The sequence below is a fragment of the Rhodococcus sp. P4_E4 genome, assembly GCF_056401575.1.
In genome coordinates this window covers 56,052-72,530 of record NZ_JBFUJB010000022.1, presented here as the reverse complement: position 1 = coordinate 72,530, position 16,479 = coordinate 56,052, and the positions used below count along the sequence as shown (strand labels likewise).

Annotated in this window: 19 protein-coding genes; 8 read left to right on the top strand and 11 right to left on the bottom strand. The window is 61.7% G+C overall.

Annotation, left to right across the window (positions count from 1 at the left end):
• Positions 1-319 (top strand): lipase family protein (locus tag AC1DVN_RS23875; RefSeq protein ID WP_477994287.1); only part of this gene is annotated, 319 nt, incomplete at its 5' end.
• Between the two features lie 17 nt (positions 320-336).
• Here AC1DVN_RS23875 and AC1DVN_RS23870 read toward each other — a convergent pair.
• The 5 genes from AC1DVN_RS23870 to fepB are packed head-to-tail and all read right to left on the bottom strand — an operon-like array spanning position 337 to position 5,165.
• The gene (locus tag AC1DVN_RS23870) at positions 337-1,179 is read right to left on the bottom strand and encodes a siderophore-interacting protein (RefSeq protein ID WP_046379569.1); all 843 of its coding nucleotides are present in this window, start codon (positions 1,177-1,179) and stop codon (positions 337-339) included.
• A gap of 21 nt (positions 1,180-1,200) precedes the next feature.
• Positions 1,201-2,025, bottom strand: coding sequence for an ABC transporter ATP-binding protein (locus AC1DVN_RS23865; protein WP_477994286.1), 825 nt, complete (start codon positions 2,023-2,025; stop codon positions 1,201-1,203).
• Positions 2,026-2,048: 23 nt separating this feature from the next.
• Positions 2,049-3,098, bottom strand: coding sequence for a FecCD family ABC transporter permease (locus AC1DVN_RS23860; protein ID WP_477994285.1), 1,050 nt, complete (start codon positions 3,096-3,098; stop codon positions 2,049-2,051).
• Between the two features lie 2 nt (positions 3,099-3,100).
• Positions 3,101-4,147, bottom strand: coding sequence for a FecCD family ABC transporter permease (locus AC1DVN_RS23855; protein WP_477994284.1), 1,047 nt, complete (start codon positions 4,145-4,147; stop codon positions 3,101-3,103).
• Positions 4,148-4,151: 4 nt separating this feature from the next.
• Positions 4,152-5,165, bottom strand: coding sequence for a Fe2+-enterobactin ABC transporter substrate-binding protein (fepB, locus tag AC1DVN_RS23850; protein WP_092765703.1), 1,014 nt, complete (start codon positions 5,163-5,165; stop codon positions 4,152-4,154).
• Between the two features lie 103 nt (positions 5,166-5,268).
• Here fepB and AC1DVN_RS23845 point away from each other — a divergent pair, with 103 nt between their 5' ends.
• Entirely contained in the window at positions 5,269-6,882 is a 1,614-nt protein-coding gene (locus tag AC1DVN_RS23845; protein ID WP_092765702.1) for a helix-turn-helix domain-containing protein, read from the top strand.
• Here the strand turns inward: AC1DVN_RS23845 and AC1DVN_RS23840 are convergent.
• Positions 6,870-7,247 carry a VOC family protein gene (locus AC1DVN_RS23840; protein ID WP_092765721.1) on the bottom strand — a complete coding sequence of 126 codons (378 nt, stop codon included), beginning with the start codon at positions 7,245-7,247 and terminating at the stop codon, positions 6,870-6,872. The two genes, AC1DVN_RS23845 and AC1DVN_RS23840, sit on opposite strands and share 13 nt — an antisense overlap.
• 97 nt (positions 7,248-7,344) lie before the next feature.
• Between AC1DVN_RS23840 and AC1DVN_RS23835 the strand changes: the two genes are divergently transcribed.
• Both AC1DVN_RS23835 and AC1DVN_RS23830 read left to right on the top strand, forming a co-directional pair.
• Complete coding sequence (locus AC1DVN_RS23835) at positions 7,345-8,070, top strand: TetR/AcrR family transcriptional regulator (protein ID WP_021333291.1); 726 nt, start codon at positions 7,345-7,347, stop codon at positions 8,068-8,070.
• A 334-nt stretch (positions 8,071-8,404) separates the two neighbouring features.
• Positions 8,405-8,641: a hypothetical protein gene (locus tag AC1DVN_RS23830; protein ID WP_020971272.1), complete on the top strand. Its 237-nt coding sequence runs from the start codon at positions 8,405-8,407 to the stop codon at positions 8,639-8,641.
• A 7-nt stretch (positions 8,642-8,648) separates the two neighbouring features.
• Here AC1DVN_RS23830 and AC1DVN_RS23825 read toward each other — a convergent pair whose 3' ends face one another.
• Genes AC1DVN_RS23825 through AC1DVN_RS23815 form a run of 3 tightly spaced genes read right to left on the bottom strand, consistent with a single transcriptional unit; the run spans position 8,649 to position 12,150 of the window.
• The gene (locus AC1DVN_RS23825) at positions 8,649-10,304 is read right to left on the bottom strand and encodes an AMP-binding protein (protein ID WP_225989623.1); all 1,656 of its coding nucleotides are present in this window, start codon (positions 10,302-10,304) and stop codon (positions 8,649-8,651) included.
• Positions 10,301-10,765: a MaoC family dehydratase gene (locus AC1DVN_RS23820; protein WP_020909637.1), complete on the bottom strand. Its 465-nt coding sequence runs from the start codon at positions 10,763-10,765 to the stop codon at positions 10,301-10,303. The genes AC1DVN_RS23825 and AC1DVN_RS23820 overlap by 4 nt, the downstream gene beginning before the upstream one ends.
• A 14-nt stretch (positions 10,766-10,779) precedes the next feature.
• The gene (locus tag AC1DVN_RS23815; RefSeq protein ID WP_019745950.1) at positions 10,780-12,150 is read right to left on the bottom strand and encodes an MFS transporter; all 1,371 of its coding nucleotides are present in this window, start codon (positions 12,148-12,150) and stop codon (positions 10,780-10,782) included.
• Between the two features lie 218 nt (positions 12,151-12,368).
• Between AC1DVN_RS23815 and AC1DVN_RS23810 the strand changes: the two genes are divergently transcribed.
• From AC1DVN_RS23810 to AC1DVN_RS23800, 3 genes are all read left to right on the top strand, one after another.
• Positions 12,369-13,067 carry a TetR/AcrR family transcriptional regulator gene (locus tag AC1DVN_RS23810; RefSeq protein ID WP_232816831.1) on the top strand — a complete coding sequence of 233 codons (699 nt, stop codon included), beginning with the start codon at positions 12,369-12,371 and terminating at the stop codon, positions 13,065-13,067.
• A gap of 37 nt (positions 13,068-13,104) precedes the next feature.
• On the top strand, positions 13,105-13,956 hold the full coding sequence (locus AC1DVN_RS23805) for a PHP domain-containing protein (protein WP_031333882.1): 852 nt from the start codon (positions 13,105-13,107) through the stop codon (positions 13,954-13,956).
• A 73-nt stretch (positions 13,957-14,029) separates the two neighbouring features.
• Entirely contained in the window at positions 14,030-14,242 is a 213-nt protein-coding gene (locus AC1DVN_RS23800; RefSeq protein WP_021346022.1) for a hypothetical protein, read from the top strand.
• A gap of 8 nt (positions 14,243-14,250) precedes the next feature.
• On the opposite strand, the gene AC1DVN_RS23795 is transcribed toward AC1DVN_RS23800, so the two are convergent.
• A complete protein-coding gene (locus tag AC1DVN_RS23795) occupies positions 14,251-14,778 on the bottom strand; it encodes a CinA family protein (RefSeq protein ID WP_477994283.1) in 528 nt (175 codons plus the stop codon).
• A gap of 77 nt (positions 14,779-14,855) precedes the next feature.
• A complete protein-coding gene (locus AC1DVN_RS23790; RefSeq protein WP_477994282.1) occupies positions 14,856-16,004 on the bottom strand; it encodes a glutamate--cysteine ligase 2 in 1,149 nt (382 codons plus the stop codon).
• A gap of 160 nt (positions 16,005-16,164) precedes the next feature.
• Between AC1DVN_RS23790 and AC1DVN_RS23785 the strand changes: the two genes are divergently transcribed.
• Complete coding sequence (locus AC1DVN_RS23785; RefSeq protein ID WP_019745955.1) at positions 16,165-16,470, top strand: hypothetical protein; 306 nt, start codon at positions 16,165-16,167, stop codon at positions 16,468-16,470.
• Positions 16,471-16,479 lie beyond the last annotated feature (9 nt).

Here is a 16,479-nt window from a genome sequence, read left to right as displayed (position 1 = left end):
CACCATCCCTATGTTCATCGCTCAAGCCGCAAACGGAGCCCTCGAGGGCACCCAGCCAGGTGGACCCGGCGTCGGCCCTGGCGACGGAGTCATGGTTGCCGGGGACGTCCGCACACTCGCCACTCGTTATTGCGACGCAGGTTTGTCCATCCAGTACGACCAGTACGACACCATCAGTCACGTTCCCGGTGGCGCGCTTTGGCTCCCCGGCGCCATCACCTGGCTCAACGACCGTTTCAGCGGGAATCCGGCGCCGAACAACTGCTCGAACATCGCACCGGGCAATTCACTGGCGCCGGAAGAACACGCGGCGGGTTGAAGTATCCAACCGTCGGTTCAGATCCCGATGGCGAGATCGTCGATATCCGCGAGTGTGCCGCCGCTTTCGAGGATGCTCGTGTAGTTCCGAAGTCTGTTCTGATCTATTTCGGTAGTGCTGACCCCGCGCTTCCAGTACCCGAAGACAACTACATCGTCCTTCGCCAGGCCGACTGTCTTACGGAAATGCGCTCGGATGGAGCGCATTTCGTCTCGCTCACCGGCACCCCACACCGCATAGTCTCCTGGGTTCTCGAGCTCGAGGGCATACTCGGCAAGGCGATCCTCGACATGATGCAATTCGAGGCCGGGGATCACGGGCAGTTCCGCGAAAGCCTCGGCGTCACCGGTGGCGACCCAACCAACACCGGTCACACCCTCGGGCCACTGAAGCAGAATCGAATAGAGGGCAGGTATCGCGGTGTCGTCGGCAAACAGTGCGACGCGGCGACCAGTGATCTCGGGAACGAGGAAGTGCGGGCGAGGGCCGGTGAGCGAGAACGTGTCACCCACACGACGGTCGTCGGCCCACCGCATCATCGGGCTGGTGTGACCGTGCAGCACGACGTCGAAGGTCATCGAACCGCTCGACGCATCGAAGGTGCGCACCGTGTAGACACGAGAGACGTCGCCGTACTGCGGACCTAGCTGGATGCGGAATGCGACGTTGGGACGCAGCCAATTCGGGTCGTCCGCCGACGAAGTCAGCTGGACGGTGATGCGCAAGATGCTCTCGGTCGGACGTTCGACGCTTTCGACGACGGCAACCACGTCGTTGAGACCGCGGTCGTGATCTTCGCCGCGTGGCGCCTTTGCCGACGCAGAGGTTTCAGTTTCTTCAGGTCGAGATGCGGTAGTCATTGATATCTCCTGATCGATGGTTCAGTAGTGGACGGGTAGCTGACTGGCAGTTCTTCGATCACGCGGAACAACAAGTGGCCGTCCGGTTTCGGGATCTTCGAGGACCAGAGCCTCGAGGTCGAACACTTCACGCAGCAACTCAGGGGTGAAGACGTCCGAGGCACTGCCCTGCATGACGATTTTTCCGGACCGCATGGCAACTACGTGCGTGGCATATCGAGCCGCGAGGTTCAGGTCGTGCAGGACCGCGACCAACGTTCGACCGGACTGGTGCAGTTGGGAACACAAGTCGAGAACCTCGATCTGGTGGGCGATGTCGAGAAAGGTGGTCGGTTCGTCGAGCAACAACACCGGGGTTCGCTGCGCGAGTGTCATGGCGATCCATACCCGCTGCCGTTGTCCACCGCTCAGTTCGTCCACCAATTGATCTGCTGCATCGCGCATTCCGACCTCAGTGAGCGCTTCGGCGACAACACGCTCGTCTTCGGGTGACCATTGGCGCAGCATGCTCTGGTACGGGTATCGGCCGCGAGCCACGAGGTCTGCCACGGTGATCGCTCCGGGTGAGAGCGGAGACTGCGGCAGCAGAGCGATGCGCCGAGCCACTACCTTGGTGCGATAGGACCGAATGTCGTTACCGTCGAGCAGAACCCGACCCGATCGCGGCGCGAGCATTCTGCCGAGCGCACGCAACAACGTCGACTTGCCGCACCCGTTCGGTCCGACGACCACGGTGAAACCGCCGTCGGGGATCTCGAGACTCAACTCGTCCACGATGGTTCGATCGGCGTACCGGAGCTCGATCTTCTCGGCCTGTAGCCGCGATACCGGAGTAGCTGTAGTCATGAATCTCTTTCGTAGCGAGGTTTTCAGGCCTGACGGGCCAGCAGCCAGATCAGATAGGCACCGCCGAGCAGACTGGTGACAAGACCGACCGGAGTTCGGAGACCGACCTCGACCGCTTGGGCAATCAAGTCGGCGCCCGCCAACAGAACCGCGCCGAGCAGGAAGGAGGTCGCGACAAGAACACCGCTGCGCCGAGCCAACCGTCGTGCGATCTGGGGAGCTGCGAGCGCCACAAAGGCGATGGGACCGGTAGCTGCAGTCGCTGCTCCGGTGAGCGCGACCGCAAGCAGGATGCCGGCGAATCGGTATCGCTCCACGGAGATTCCGAGCGAAGATGCTGCGTCATCGCCCATTTCCATCATGGTGACGCGCCTGGACACCACGACGAGAGCAGGAACGAGAACACCGACGGCAATCGCAACGCTGATCGCGTGTGGCCAACCGCGCCCGGTCAGCGAACCGGCCGTCCACTGCTGCACCACGGTGGCGTCGTCGATATCCGCGCGTACCACCAGGAACGACATCACGGCGCTCAGCATCGCCCCAACTCCGATGCCGACCAGGACGAGTCGAAGACCGCCGCTGACTCCGTCTTTGCGTGCCAGCGCGTACACGAGCAATGCGGTCAGCATGCCGCCGAGAACAGCAGCGCCCGCGGTCTGCAGTACCCCGCCGCCGAAGAACACGATCTGGACCACCGCCGCCGTCGCAGCGCCGGTGGTGAAACCGATGATGTCCGGCGAGCCGAGAACATTGCGCGAAAGCGTCTGGAAAACCGCGCCGGCCACACCGAGGCTTCCACCCACCCCGATCGCCGTGATCAGCCGCGGAAGACGGCGATTCTGGACGGACCGAACCGCCGCTGGGGTGCCTTCGCCGTTCAGAGCGCGCCACACCTCACCCAAGGACAGGTCCAAGGTTCCGTACATCAGCGTGGCAAACGAGAGCGCCGCCAACGCCGCGCTGATTGAGATGGCTACGAACAGCACTCGCGGGACTATGCGCCACGACCACGACTCGATTCGAACCACCCAACCGCGAAAGAGCGGTGGGACCGGCTGCGCTGCAATCATGTTCACAGTGACGCCACCCGCCGTGAACGAACGAGCGCGACAAACAACGGTCCGCCGAGCACAGCCACCGCGATCCCCGTCTGCAGATCTCCCGGCGCGGTGACAACGCGACCGAGCACGTCGGCCAAGAGAAGAAACGCCGGCGCGACGACGAGCACGCACGGCAGAAGAAGACGCAGGTCCGGTCCGACCACGCCGCGCACGATGTGCGGCGCAGCCAGCCCCACGAATCCGAGTGGGCCTGCCGCCGCGGTGGCCGCCCCCGCGAGCAGGATGACTGCTACAGCGGATCCGGCCCGGGCGGGACCAGTGCGGGCGCCGAGCCCTTTGGCAACGTCCTCACCAAGAGCAATCGCATTGAGTGGACGAATCAGCAACAACGACAACACGATACCGATCGCGATGAAGGGAAGGACGGTGACGATCACGTCTCCGCCGCGCCCCTGCAACGAACCCACTGCCCAGAATCGGAACTGATTGAAGGCAGCCTCATTGCTGATGAGAACCATGCTGGTGAGCGCCGTGATCGCCGTTGCCACAGCGGCACCGGCGAGCGCCATGCGCGCTGGGGTCGCGGCGCTGCGATGCGCAGACCCCAACATGTACACACCCACCGAGGCAACGGCCGCGCCGGCGAGCGCGAACCACAGATAACCGCCGACCGAAGTCACCCCCAGATAGGCAATCGCAATCACAACTGCCGCTGACGCTCCGGCGTTCACACCCAGTAGCCCCGGATCGGCCAGAGGGTTGCGGGTGATCGACTGCATCAGCGCGCCGGCCAGTCCGAGTGCAGCCCCGACCACCAGCCCGAGAATTGTTCGGGGCAAGCGTGATCCGATCACCACGAGGTGTTCGTTGTTGCCGGCGTCGTAGGAAAGGATCGCGTCGAGCACGGTGGCGACGGGGATATTGCGAGAGCCGAGTACCAGCCCACCGACGGACGCCAGCACGATCACGACCACGGAGGCCACGACCAACAACCCCGCACGCGCGGCTGTCCCGGACCACAGCGGTGCTTCGGTCCGGGACTGTGAAGAAGCGCTCACGCCGTCATCCACCGAACGTGGACACCAGCGACTCGACTGTCTGCTTGGCACTGAAGTAGTCGAGGCGGAAAGCCGCCGTTCCCATCGCGTAGACCCGATCACCCTTGACAGCAGGTTGATTGGCGAGAAGCGGATCGGCAGCAAGTTGCTTCTCCACATCCTTGGGTCCCATCGAGACGGCAAACAGCGTCTGTGAGCCGTCAAGGGCGGCAGACATGTTCTCGGAGCTGACGATCGCGACGCCGGAGGCACCCCGCTTGTCCGGAGCGACAAACTGCTCAGCGGGCTCGGCATAGGTAAAGCCGAGCGAGGTCAACAGATTGCCCTGTGGGCTGTCGGCCCGGAACGTCCAGACACCGTCGGCACCCATGTAGACCAGCGCCGTCACCGGCTGCTCGGGAAGTTTGATCTTCCCGGCCTGCGTCGTCACCCAGCTGTCGTACTCGTCGACGGTCTTGTCGGCCTCGCTCTCGAGTCCGGTGACAGTCCCCAGCTGATCTGCGAGTTCCTCCCAGGAGCTGGCGCCGTAGTCGAGAAGAACGGTGGGTGCGATGTCGCTCAGCTGCGCGTAGGCGTCGAGCGTCGAGTCACCTCCGTTGGCGGACCCGATGATCAGATCGGGTTCGAACGTCTCGATCGCGTCGAGGTTCAGCTCGAGATTTCGGTAGAGAACCTCTACTCCACGATCAGCTGCCACCTCCGACCACTGGGAGAAGAACCCCTGTTCATCGGTCATTCCCGACGGCGTCGTTGCCGCGCTGGCGACGACCGGCGCACCGATTGCAAGCAGCGTGCCGGTCAACGACGGCGAGGTGGACACAATTCGGGTCGGCTTCGAGGTGATCTCGGTACTGCGGTCGCCGTGATCGACGGTGCGCGGCCATCCCTCGGCAGAACCTGAGGTTTTCTGGGTGCCCTCGGTTCCGGCATCGCTATCTGACGAGCTGGAGCAGCCGGCAAGAGCGAGGGCGACGACCACGGCGAGTATTGCCGCCGTCGGGCGAAGTGATCTGCGCATGATTATGGCTTTCTGAAGGTACGAGAGTGCGCCGCTGCGAACGCAGACGGCAGAGGTAAAGTTAGCCATACTTAAGTAGCAAGGGTTGTCCAGGAGCGCCAACGTGTTACCACTATCTGAGCCGAACGCGATCGGTTTGGCGCCGGTCCGTGCGAGCGCCACCGAGCCCAGCACCGCCCGCTCGCCGCTGTTGTTCTGGGTTCTTGCAGGCAGCGGACGCGTCCGAGTCGGATCGACGGTCCACGAGATACCAGCTGGCGAATCGCTGTGGATCCCGGCGGGTGCGCGATACGCAATGGAGACGGACTCGGATTCCGTCGCGTTTCCCATCCTGCTTCCGCCTTCGAACGGCGCCAGCGCCGGGCCGGCTACCGTGACGCGCCTGCGCGTTCCGCCCGGATGGGAAGACAGACTGATCCACGAGTTCGTTCACAACCTGGGCTATCTGCGCGGCGACGCTGCACACCCGTCGTCCTTGTTCGAGATGATCGCCCGGGCTGACGACGGGGCCACCTCGCTGCCGCGATTGCCGCAGTCACGGGAAGCGTTCGAGATCGCGCACGCCCTTTTGCGAACGCCTGGCACCGACGACACCGAGGGACAATTCGCGAAGCGTGCCGGGATCAGCATTCGAACGCTCCAGCGGTACTTCGTGGAAGAAACCGGCCTCACCTTCACGCGCTGGCGGCTTCGAGCCCGGATCGCCGCCTCGTTGGAGTACCTGAAGCAGGACCGCGAGATCGGTTGGATTGCAAACGAAGTCGGCTTCGAAACAGGAAGCGGATTCACTCGCGCGTTCCGGGCCCAGATGGGAGAGAGCCCGAGCGACTACCGTCGGCGGGCCCTCTCCGGTCCAACCGATCGCAGCGTGGACACCGACAACGATCAAGCATTGGTCCGCATGCTCGCAGAGCCCAGGCAGCCCGGAGAAACTGCGCCGCCGATACCGGCCAACGCGACCTGGCCGCGCGTCAACGGCGCCCACGTCGCAGTGTGGGTTTACCGAGGCCAAGCCCGGGTGGACGTCGCGGACCGCAGCTGGGAACTGCGCACCGGCGAGGCCATGATTCTGCCTGCAGGCGTCCTCAATACCGTCACGGTTCCGACGGGTTCACTGCTTCTGCCGCTCGGCTTCCGCTCCTCGAACGGATCGACCGTATCTGCCGACGCCCTCGAGACCGTGCAGTTCTCCCCCGATGACGAATTGGCATTGCTGCACACTTTCGTCGCCGCCTACACACCCTTGCGCCCGCGTGGCCACGACAGCGCCGCAGCATTCGACATCATCGCCACCGGCCCTCTCGCACAATCGGTTTCGAACGGGTCTGCCGCCGATTCGATTGCCACACGACTGGCAGCGACAATCTCCGCCCGACCGGCTGACCCTCGCACTCTGGACGAGTGGGCGCAAGAGTTCGGTACCGACGCTGCCAGGCTGCGCCGGGAGTTCCGTATCGAGACCGGCACTACGTATCCGCAATGGCGATCGCTTTCACGGATGACCCAGGCACGCACCCAACTCCAACTCGGGGTTGCACCCGGCACTGTGTCGAGGAACCTGGGTTACGCGCACCTGCCCGCATTCAGCCGAGCGTTTCGCACTGCGCACGGGATCTCACCGCAACGCTTCCAAGCTCAGTCCGTCGAACGCGCCCTCTGGTTACGTTCTGTGCCGCGCGCCGCCGAGCCGAGCGCTCGGGTTCTTCACACCCACTGAACGAGCTGCCACACGATGCCGTTGGGATCGACGAACTGGCAGTAGCGCTCGCCCCACGGTTCGGTCTCCGGCTCTGTGACGACGGAGGCACCTTCGGCAGCGATGCGGGCGAACTCGGCGTCGACGTCATCGACCACGAATGCGATGAGCATGCCTTGCCCGGCCGAACCTGCAACGAAGTCCGGCTTGAACGTACCGAGACCGGTGCGAAGGAAGACCACGTTGACCCCGGCATCCGGATGATTCAGAGAAACGAATCCATCGTCGGACATGGCCTCGGTGAAGCCGAAATGGGTTTTCGCGAAGTGGGCCGACGCGTCCGTGTCGGCAACGTTCAAGGACAGAGCAGTGCTGGTGATTTTCATCGTGGCCTCCATGATCATAAACCTTGTGCAGTGCATACAGTATGCACCGTATAAGGTATACCACTGTTGAGGTATTCCCGATTTCTGGAGACGGCTGATGGCACGCGAACTGATCGACCTACTGTGGCGCGATCACCCCCTCGCACCGAAGGGTGGAGCCCGCGGCCCTCGCGCGAAGGTCACCACCTCACAGGCGGTCGACGTCGCTCTTGCCCTCGCGGACGTGGAAGGGCTGGACGCGGTGACGGTGCGCCGATTGGCCGCCGAGCTCGGAATCTCGGGCATGGCGGTGTACACCCACGTCGGGTCCCGTGACGATCTCCTGGTGCTCATGGTCGACACCGTGCGCAGCAACAGTCCGCGCCTGTCGTACGGGAACATGACGTGGCGCAAGCGCGTGCGCCGGGTAGCCGAGGAGGAACTTGCCCTCTACTCGGAGCACTGGTGGCTCCTGGACATCACCGATCAGCGCTCCGCGTTGGGTCCGGGAACTATCGCGAAGTACGACCACGAACTACACGCGTTCGACGGCACCGGGCTGAGCGACATCGAGCGGGATTCCGCGCTGACGTTTGTCGCCGACTTCGCCCGGTCCTCGGCGCAAGCACGGCGCCCCGACCCCCGAGCGGCCGACATGGCCGAGGTGTGGTCGTCCTGGAACCAGCGTCTGGCTGCCTATCTCGGCGACAACTTCCCGCTGGCGCAGCGAGTCGGAGGAGCGGCCGGCGAAGCCAAGAACACCCCGTACAGCCCCGAGGCAGCGTGGAAATTCGGGCTGGACCGGGTCCTCGACGCCCTGGAAGGTCTTGTTCACATCGAATGACATTCCTGCAATTCGAAACCGCGAGAGCTGTTGCACGCCTATGAGAATCAATCGACCCGAGAGGTACGGGGTTCCAGTGAGCTTCTGATCGAGATTCCGCTGCGCGACGCAACCAGCTAGCCCCAACTTCAGCGGCATATATCCACGGAGAAGGGGTAGACGAGTAGATACCGGCGGCACATCGACTCAACTCCAGGCGTGGTGGACAATGTTTCTCAGCGACCAGTCAATTCGTCATCACACCCGCCGTTTCGGTGCAGCTCTGTCGCCTTCTCACAAGTGGCCTCCCCCGACCGAAACACAGCGCGTCGCACGCTGGAGTGAGAGGTCGGAGATGCTCGGCGCGCTGTCGGTACTCCTGTTCTGGGCTTTCGGCTTCGGCATCCTTCTGGGTGCGGGCGCGATTACAACAGGAATCTTTGCGCTCCGACGTCGCCCGAAGAAGTCTGGCGGGCATCTGCTCTCGAATGCCCGCCAGCTGCCGTGGGATGCAATAGTCGGCCTCTTCACCGGCGTCATCGGTCTTGCCCTGAGCGGTTGGTTCTTCGTCGTGGTCCTACCCAACATGTAGGCGTCTGCTAGCCAAGGCCGTTCGCGTCAGTGGCCAATGTTCGGAGTTCCCGTCGTAGGATCTTGCCCGTGGTGGTGAGCGGCAAGCTGTCGATGAAGGTGATCTGCCTGGGGTACTGGTAGAAAGCAAGGCGGCTTTTCACGTGGGTCTGCAACTCCTGGCGAAGCTCTTCCGAAGAGTTCGTTCCTTCGGACAGAACGACAAAAGCGTGAACGGCTTCCCCGCGCAACGGATCCGGAACACCGATGACGCCGGCCATGGCTACCTCGTCGTGCGAGAGCAGGCACTCTTCGATCTCGCCGGGGCCGATCCGGTACCCCGCGGACGAAATGACGTCATCGGCACGCCCCTGGTACCAGAAGTTCCCCGCTTCATCGGTCCGACCCAGATCACCGGTATGAATCCACCCGTCGTAGACCTTTTCATCAGTCTTCGACGGTTGGTTCCAATAGCCGAGGAACTGTCCGGGGTTGCCTGCCTTCACACAGATCTCGCCTACCTGCCCCACCGCTACCGGCTCGCCGAGCGGATCGAGGAGGGTGACGTCGAAGCCCGGAAAAGCGCGACCCATCGAGCCGCTCACGGGCGTCCACTTCGAACGCGAAGTGCCGATGGTCAGATTCATTTCCGTCTGCCCGTAGAACTCGTTGACAGCTACGCCGAGTGTGTTTGCAACCCACGCCTGCAATGCGTCACCGAGGGCTTCACCACCAGTTCCCAATGCTCGCAGCCGAATACCACGCGCAGCGGTGCCGTCGACGCCGATACTCCGCATCTGCTTGAGCGCAGTCGGAGGAATGAAGGCACCCGTTACTTTGTGACGGCTCAGAATCTCGACCGCACGCGCCGGTGTGAATTTGTCGGGCGTCGCAACAACGGGGCACCCCAACGCAAGGGCTGGAAACAGAACGTCGAACAGACCGCCGATCCAGGCCCAGTCTGCCGGCGTCCAGAAGACATCTCCCCGCTGCGGCGCATTGTCGAATGCCGTCCGCATACCGGGCATGTGCGCCAAGAGAATTCGATGCCCGTGGAGGGCGCCTTTCGGATTCCCCGTCGTTCCCGAGGTATAGATGATGATGGCGTGTGAATCGGGGCCCGTCGCCGCCAATTCCGCGCTTTCTGCGGCACTGTCGACGAGGCTGTGGAAATCGAGAAGTCGAACGGGGGTCGAATCGGAGGGCTGATCCGTCTTTCCGACAACGATGACGGCTTCGATGCCGGGGATCTCACCTATTCCGTCGGCAACTCGTTCGTAACAGTCCTTGTCGACCACAAGCACTTTCGCTCCCGAGTCACGCATTCGATGAACGACCGCATCCGACCCGAACTTGACCGATAGCGGAACGGTGACCATTCCGGATCGGAAGGCGCCCAGATGTGTCGCGAGAACCTCGATCCCCTGTGGGACCATCACACCGACGCGATCCCCTGAGACAAGGCCGAGATCCGCAAGCACGGTTGCGAACTTACGGCTTGTCGTGGCGACTTCACCGAAGGTGTACCGACTCCAGTGTCCACCGGTGTCTACGACGAGGGCTAGATCATCGGGATTCTGCACATCGACACAGGCGTGCGCGATGTTGAATTGCTCTGGCACAGTCCATTCGAAGTTTTCCGCTTCGAGATCCTGCCACCATGACATATGCGGCCGAGAACTCACCGAGCACCCACTTCGAGGTCGAGAGAATGGGTCTCGCCTACCAGGAAAGAGAATTCGCCGGAGAAAACAAGGTCTCCGTCTTGGTTGACGAGTGAGCCTTTCGACGTCACGATCGCGGTCTCACCGTCCGAGCGAGGGCGCACCGACAGCACTTCCGACACCGCATGCACCGAGTCGCCGAGGTAGGTCGGCCGGTGGAACCTGACGTGATCAAGTCCGTAAAAGCACTGGAGGTAACGGGGATCCAACTCCACCAGGCCGAGCAAGGTGGACAGCATGAGTGCGCCGTGGGCGATCTGGCGACCGAAGCGCGTCTGCTGCGCGTAGTCGGGGTCGAGGTGAAGAGGATGGCGATCCCAGGTGAGGTCGGCGAAACTTCGCACATAGTCTTCGGTGACGACCCGCGGGTCCGTTACCGCAATGTCTCCGACAGAGATCTCTTCGAAACTCTTTGTGATCATTGAAGTTTCCTCTACTAGTTGACAACCGTTGAGCGTTGATCGACCGGCGGTAGATAGGCCCCGTTGTCATCGATGTACATGTCGCGGCTTCCTTCGTCGAGGTCGGTGTCACGGACGAAGTAGACGCTGATCAGCGAAATCACCGACAGGGCAGCGATATACACAGCCACCGCGAACGATCCACCTGTCGCGCGGACCAACATGGCCGCGACCATCGGCGCGATTGCTCCACCCAAGAGCACACCGATCTGGAAAGCGATCGAGGCCGCGCTGTAGCGCACCCGGGCGTCGAACAATTCGGCGATGAACGTCGCCTGCGGCCCGTACGAGATGCTGAGCATGAAGGCGCCGACCGCCAATGCGCCGGTGGTGATCCAGAAGTTGCCGGTATCTATCGCGGCGAATGCAACGAAGACCCACAGACCCATGCCGGTGATGCCGACCATCAGGATCCGGCGTCGTCCGAATTTTTCGGACAGTTGACCGAAGATCGGAATGAAGATGACGGCAACGAGGGCGGAGACCATGACCGCGCCGAGCATGAGGTTTCCGGACAGCAGATCGAATTGATCGGCGTACGTCAGGCTGTAGGTGTTCAGGATGTAGAAGTAGGCGCCGGTGCTGATCATCGAACCTGCGGCAAGAATGATCTGGCGAGGATAGTTCTTGAACGCGTCGACCATCGGGATCTTGACCGCGGTGTTCTGCTGCTTCACGCGAGCGAATGCCGGAGTCTCTTCCAACGCCGTGCGAATGTACAGCCCCACTGCAACCAAAGCGATACTCAGCAGGAACGGAATTCGCCATCCCCACACCAGGAATTGGTCTCCGGTGAGCGCCTTGGTGCCGAACATGACGGCCGTCGCCAGCAGAAGGCCGGCGGGCACACCCACCTGCGGCATGCTGCCGTAGAAGCCGCGGCGATTCTTGGGTGCGTACTCCACAGCAGTCAAAACTGCACCGCCCCACTCGCCGCCGACGCCGAATCCTTGAATCAGCCTCAACACAACGAGAAGAATCGGGGCCCACACACCGATCTGGGAAGACGTCGGAAGGACGCCGACCAGGAATGTTGCAGCTCCCATCAAGAGAAGTGCAAGCACCAAGACCTTCTTGCGTCCGATGCGGTCACCGAAGTGGCCCATCACAACACCGCCGAGTGGCCGCGCCAGAAAGCCGACCGCAAAGGTAGCGAAGGAGAGAATCGTCGCCAGCGCGGGATCTGCGCCCGAAAAGAACAGCGGCGCAAAGACCAAAGCGGCGGAGGCGCCGTAGATCTGAAAGTCGTACCACTCGATCGTGGTGCCGACCAGAACTGATCCGGCTACACGCCGCAGGGCAGGCCTGTCGACAGTTGCGGGAGATGGAGGATTCGCGTCGTTCATGTCATTGCTCCTTGTATGGAGTGCCCTGTTAGCTCGCGCACCGAGGGGAGGCTCGACAAGAACACTATGCAGTGACCCAACGCACAGTCAAGCATTTTTCAATCGATCGATTGATGAATAGATATGTAATTTGCCAGTACACAGGCAGCTATCAATCAATTGATTGACGGTCAGTCGATTTCGGCGGCGATGCTAGCATGATTGGGCAACCAACCGAAATGAGGATCATGGACCTGGGGCGCGTTCAACGGGCGGCAGTCACGCTGTTCGCGACGAAAGGGTTCGCCGCTACCGGCATTCGTGAACTCGGAGCAGAAGCCGGCATCAACTCGGCAACGCTCTATCACTACGTCGGCAGCAAAGAGTCACTGTTGGCCTCGATCATTCGGTCGTGCCTCGACGAGCTGACACAGTCGGGAGAGCGGGCGATGCGCCGCAGCGCCGATCCCGTGGTCCAGCTCGCCGGCCTGGTGTCGTCGCACGTCGGCATTACCGCTGTCAACCAACTGACTGCCCGCGTCGCCGAGTACGAGATGCGCGGATTGACCGGAGACAACCGCATCGAGTTGCAGACGCTGCGCGACGAGTACGAGCTTCTTTTCGGACAGATCCTCGAACGCGGACAACGCGTGGGCGCCTTCGACATCGAAGATCTGGCATTGAGCCGACTCGCGATACTGGAGATGTGCACCGGGGTTGCGCACTGGTACCGGCCCGGTGGGCGTCTCGAGTTGGAAGATGTCCAGCGATTCTTCGTCAGCACCACATGCAAGCTTCTGTCGGTTCCGTCCGACGAACTGAACGGAGTGGACTTCATTCACGAAGTTCGAAAGCTGGACAGCGAACCCGAGACTCAGTCCTCCGAAATTTGGGGCACCCACGCACAGAGCGACTTCGTACGCCAGTCCGAACTGTAATCACACCAGAACTCCCGCGCTCTGATACGAACTGAACATGCAACTACCCGCGGACAGTCATGTTCACAGCGAGTGGTCGTGGGATACCGGCGGGCCACAGTCCGACGCTTCCGGGCGAATGCAACAGACTTGCGCACGTGCCGAAGCAATCGGATTGCCCGCCTTGGTGTTCACCGAGCATCTCGACTTCGATGCTCGGTGGCGCACAACCGCCGCAGATCTGATGCCCCATCAACATCACCTGCTGAGCACCGACGGCTACGTCCGCGCACCCATCCTCGACCGCGACGGCTATCTCGACAGCATCGAACGATGTCGACACCGTTTTCCTGAATTGCGGATTCTCACCGGAGTCGAGTTCGGACAACCGCACCTGCACGAAGCGCAGGCGTCGCACCTCCTTGATCTCGGTGTGATCGACCGGGTATTGGGGTCCTTGCACACGCTCGAAGTCGGCGACGATCGGAGTGAACCGAACACCCTGTTTCGAAAGTGGGGCGCCGACGAAGTGATGTGGGCTTACCTCGAAGAGATCCCGCGTATGGTGGCTGGCTCTCAGACCTTCGAGGTGTTCACCCATATCGACTACGCCGTGCGTGCATGGCCGACCGAAATCGCCGGACCTTTCGATCCCCGCCGATTCGAGGACGGATTCCGAAATGCGATGCGCGCTATCGCCGAAAGCGGTCGGGCGCTCGAGATGAACACCCGTCGACTGTGGTCCTGGATACCCCAGTGGTGGAGCGAAGAGGGAGGCAAAGCGGTGACATTCGGAAGCGATGCCCATGTGCCCGAGGCTCTGGCGGCGAACTTCCCGGAAGCGACAGCGATGCTCGAACACTACGGATTCCGTTCAGGTCGAAGGCCCGAAGATTACTGGACCCGCTGACCTTCTGTTCTCCTGGCCGACATTTCCGTGAGCAAAGGTTGTCGGAGGCGGATCTACCCGCAATAGTCGATGTATGGATCGGTACAAGATCACGATGCCCGACGGCTCCTCGACCGAGGAACCTTTCGACTCCGACAAGCAAGCAATCGCGTGCGCCGTGGATGCCAATCGAGGCGTCAGCAAGCACCTTGTAGTCGAGAAATACACGGCCGACGGCCGTCTGATTCCTACTGCTCAGGCTCCTGCGAAACACAAGGGACATCACAAGAATCGTTCGAACAGTTGAATTCTCGACTACACCACGCCTATCGAACTTGGCGTGCGACGACCGGACGCGTGACGCAGAAGTAGACCGATCGCATGCTCGACGGTCGCCCCCAGGACAGCTTCGGGGTCACCTGAGAAAACCTGCTTCTCTGTTTCAGCGGTCCCATGATCGACGACTCCGAACCACACAGTTCCCGGTGGGACGTTCTCCTGGGTATCCGGACCGGCTTCGCCGGTGACCGCCAGTGCCAACGTCGCGCCGAACAGTGTGGCAGTGCTGTGTGCCATGACCCGAGCAGCGTCCTCGCAGACGACTGGGCCGTCAGGAACATGAAGAACGGAATGCTTGACCGCTCGGGTATATGCGACGATCCCGCCACAAAACCAGGAACCGGTGTTCGGCGCCTTTCCTAGATGTGCGGCGATGTTCCCGGCGGTCAACGATTCCGCCGTCGCCACCGACAGACCGTGTTCCTCTACTGCTGCAGCCAACTGCCTGCACATATCGTCGAGATCCTTGTCCGACGCAAGCTCGGGTCGTGGATCGCCATTCATATGTTGCTCCTCCTGCTGTCCGATCGGTGACCTCGATAAGAAATTGGAAGTCTTGGAATGCCAATTCCAACCGTGCCCTACAGCTCACTGCCACCTTGTGAACTGCACCCTTCGAAAGTGCGTCGGGCGCACTCGTCGATCACATCGGCCACCCGTGACCGGCGTGCGAGTTGCCGGCGCTGCACGATCGCCCCGTTTCCGTTGCTGAAGACCTTGTCCAAGGAAGCCGTGACCTGCTCGAACTCTCCGAATGCGGTCAGAGCAGGTTCGACATGATCCACCAATCGCCGAACCGCCTGGTGTGCAGTCAGCAAACGCACGGATTCCACGTCCAGCGACCTGCCGTCGAGTCCGTCGCGTGCTGCACGCCAGCAAGCCGCGCGGAGTAGCTCCTGATCGACGGCAGGCGCAACCTCACCTTTGGTGATCGCAGCGGATGCGGTGCCGACGAGTGCCTGCACCAGTGTGGCCAGAGTCATCGTCTCCTCCACGGTGGCGGGCACGTCGCTGATCCGAATCTCCACGGTGGGAAGGTGATCCGACATGCGCACGTCCCAATAGACCATGTGCGGATCGAGAATGACCCCCGTCTCCAGCATCGCTGCAACGGCATCTTCGTAGTGCCCCACGGACTCGAAGAAGGGTGGCGGACCCGAACTGGGCCATCTGCCGAACAGAACGTAACGCCAACTCGCATAACCGGTATCGCGTCCCTCGCTGATCGGGGAGTTCGCCGTCAATGCCAACAAAGTTGGTAACCATGAACGCAGATGATTGATGATCTGGACCGATCGTTCTCGATCTTCGACACCCACGTGAATGTGGCAACCGCACATCACACCTTCGGTGATTGCACCGAATTGACCGGCCATCCGTTGGTACCGCGACTTCTGCGTGATCTCGTCGACCGGTGGATCGTAGAAAGGCGTTCCGACAGCGATGAGTTGACATCCCACGCGGGCAGCGGCATCGGCGGTGAGGGCACGAGACTCACAGAGTTGGTCACGAAGGTCACGAATGTGGCTGCCGATCGAAGTGGAAGTCTCCACCTGACAACGTGTGAGTTCGAGTTGCAACGAGATACCGAGTTCTCGCCCGGCAGCAGCAACCTCGGAGTTGCGCAGACTGGGACGCCCAGTCTGCGGATCGCAGAGCAAAAACTCCTCCTCGACACCGAGAGTCGGTGTACCTACCGAGAATAGGTCAGGAGTCGACTTCCCATTCATAGGCCTTCCTCGCACCGGTTTTCCTCCACACCCGATACTTCGAGCGTACGGCTTTCTCTGCACTTCGGCACTACTCCATCTGTTTCATTCACCCATCGATCGGGTAGTTGCCCTGTGAACCGACGACGAGCGAAGAATCGCAAGTCTTCATGAGCGAAGGATGGAGTGCGCCGTGACCAACATGAGCGGGAGTTCACCGGTAGATGACGAACACACCAATCGATCGCACGTCGGGGAGGCAATCAGCGACGGGCGCAACTATCCCGGATACCTGCTGATCGGGCTGGGTCTGGCAACACTCGGATTGACCTTGGTGGCAGCAGGTTACGGATTTCGCGGATGGGCAGTCATCGCCGGCGCGGTGTGCGTCGTGTCCTTCGTCGTCGGAACACTGGCCATCTTGATGGAACACCGTCGGGTCAAGCGACTGGAAGGTCAGGAACTCTTCGATCAAGAAGGGCACTGAACCGAACGC

Bases quoted from the DNA above. Each gene is read 5' to 3' on its own strand.
- AC1DVN_RS23870 (WP_046379569.1), bottom strand. From the start codon at position 1,179: ATGACTACCGCATCTCGACCTGAAGAAACTGAAACCTCTGCGTCGGCA.
- AC1DVN_RS23865 (WP_477994286.1), bottom strand. From the start codon at position 2,025: ATGACTACAGCTACTCCGGTATCGCGGCTACAGGCCGAGAAGATCGAG.
- AC1DVN_RS23860 (WP_477994285.1), bottom strand. From the start codon at position 3,098: ATGATTGCAGCGCAGCCGGTCCCACCGCTCTTTCGCGGTTGGGTGGTT.
- fepB (WP_092765703.1), bottom strand. From the start codon at position 5,165: ATGCGCAGATCACTTCGCCCGACGGCGGCAATACTCGCCGTGGTCGTC.
- AC1DVN_RS23840 (WP_092765721.1), bottom strand. From the start codon at position 7,247: ATGAAAATCACCAGCACTGCTCTGTCCTTGAACGTTGCCGACACGGAC.
- AC1DVN_RS23835 (WP_021333291.1), top strand. From the start codon at position 7,345: ATGGCACGCGAACTGATCGACCTACTGTGGCGCGATCACCCCCTCGCA.
- AC1DVN_RS23830 (WP_020971272.1), top strand. From the start codon at position 8,405: ATGCTCGGCGCGCTGTCGGTACTCCTGTTCTGGGCTTTCGGCTTCGGC.
- AC1DVN_RS23820 (WP_020909637.1), bottom strand. From the start codon at position 10,765: ATGATCACAAAGAGTTTCGAAGAGATCTCTGTCGGAGACATTGCGGTA.
- AC1DVN_RS23815 (WP_019745950.1), bottom strand. From the start codon at position 12,150: ATGAACGACGCGAATCCTCCATCTCCCGCAACTGTCGACAGGCCTGCC.
- AC1DVN_RS23810 (WP_232816831.1), top strand. From the start codon at position 12,369: ATGAGGATCATGGACCTGGGGCGCGTTCAACGGGCGGCAGTCACGCTG.
- AC1DVN_RS23805 (WP_031333882.1), top strand. From the start codon at position 13,105: ATGCAACTACCCGCGGACAGTCATGTTCACAGCGAGTGGTCGTGGGAT.
- AC1DVN_RS23800 (WP_021346022.1), top strand. From the start codon at position 14,030: ATGGATCGGTACAAGATCACGATGCCCGACGGCTCCTCGACCGAGGAA.
- AC1DVN_RS23795 (WP_477994283.1), bottom strand. From the start codon at position 14,778: ATGAATGGCGATCCACGACCCGAGCTTGCGTCGGACAAGGATCTCGAC.
- AC1DVN_RS23790 (WP_477994282.1), bottom strand. From the start codon at position 16,004: ATGAATGGGAAGTCGACTCCTGACCTATTCTCGGTAGGTACACCGACT.
- AC1DVN_RS23785 (WP_019745955.1), top strand. From the start codon at position 16,165: ATGGAGTGCGCCGTGACCAACATGAGCGGGAGTTCACCGGTAGATGAC.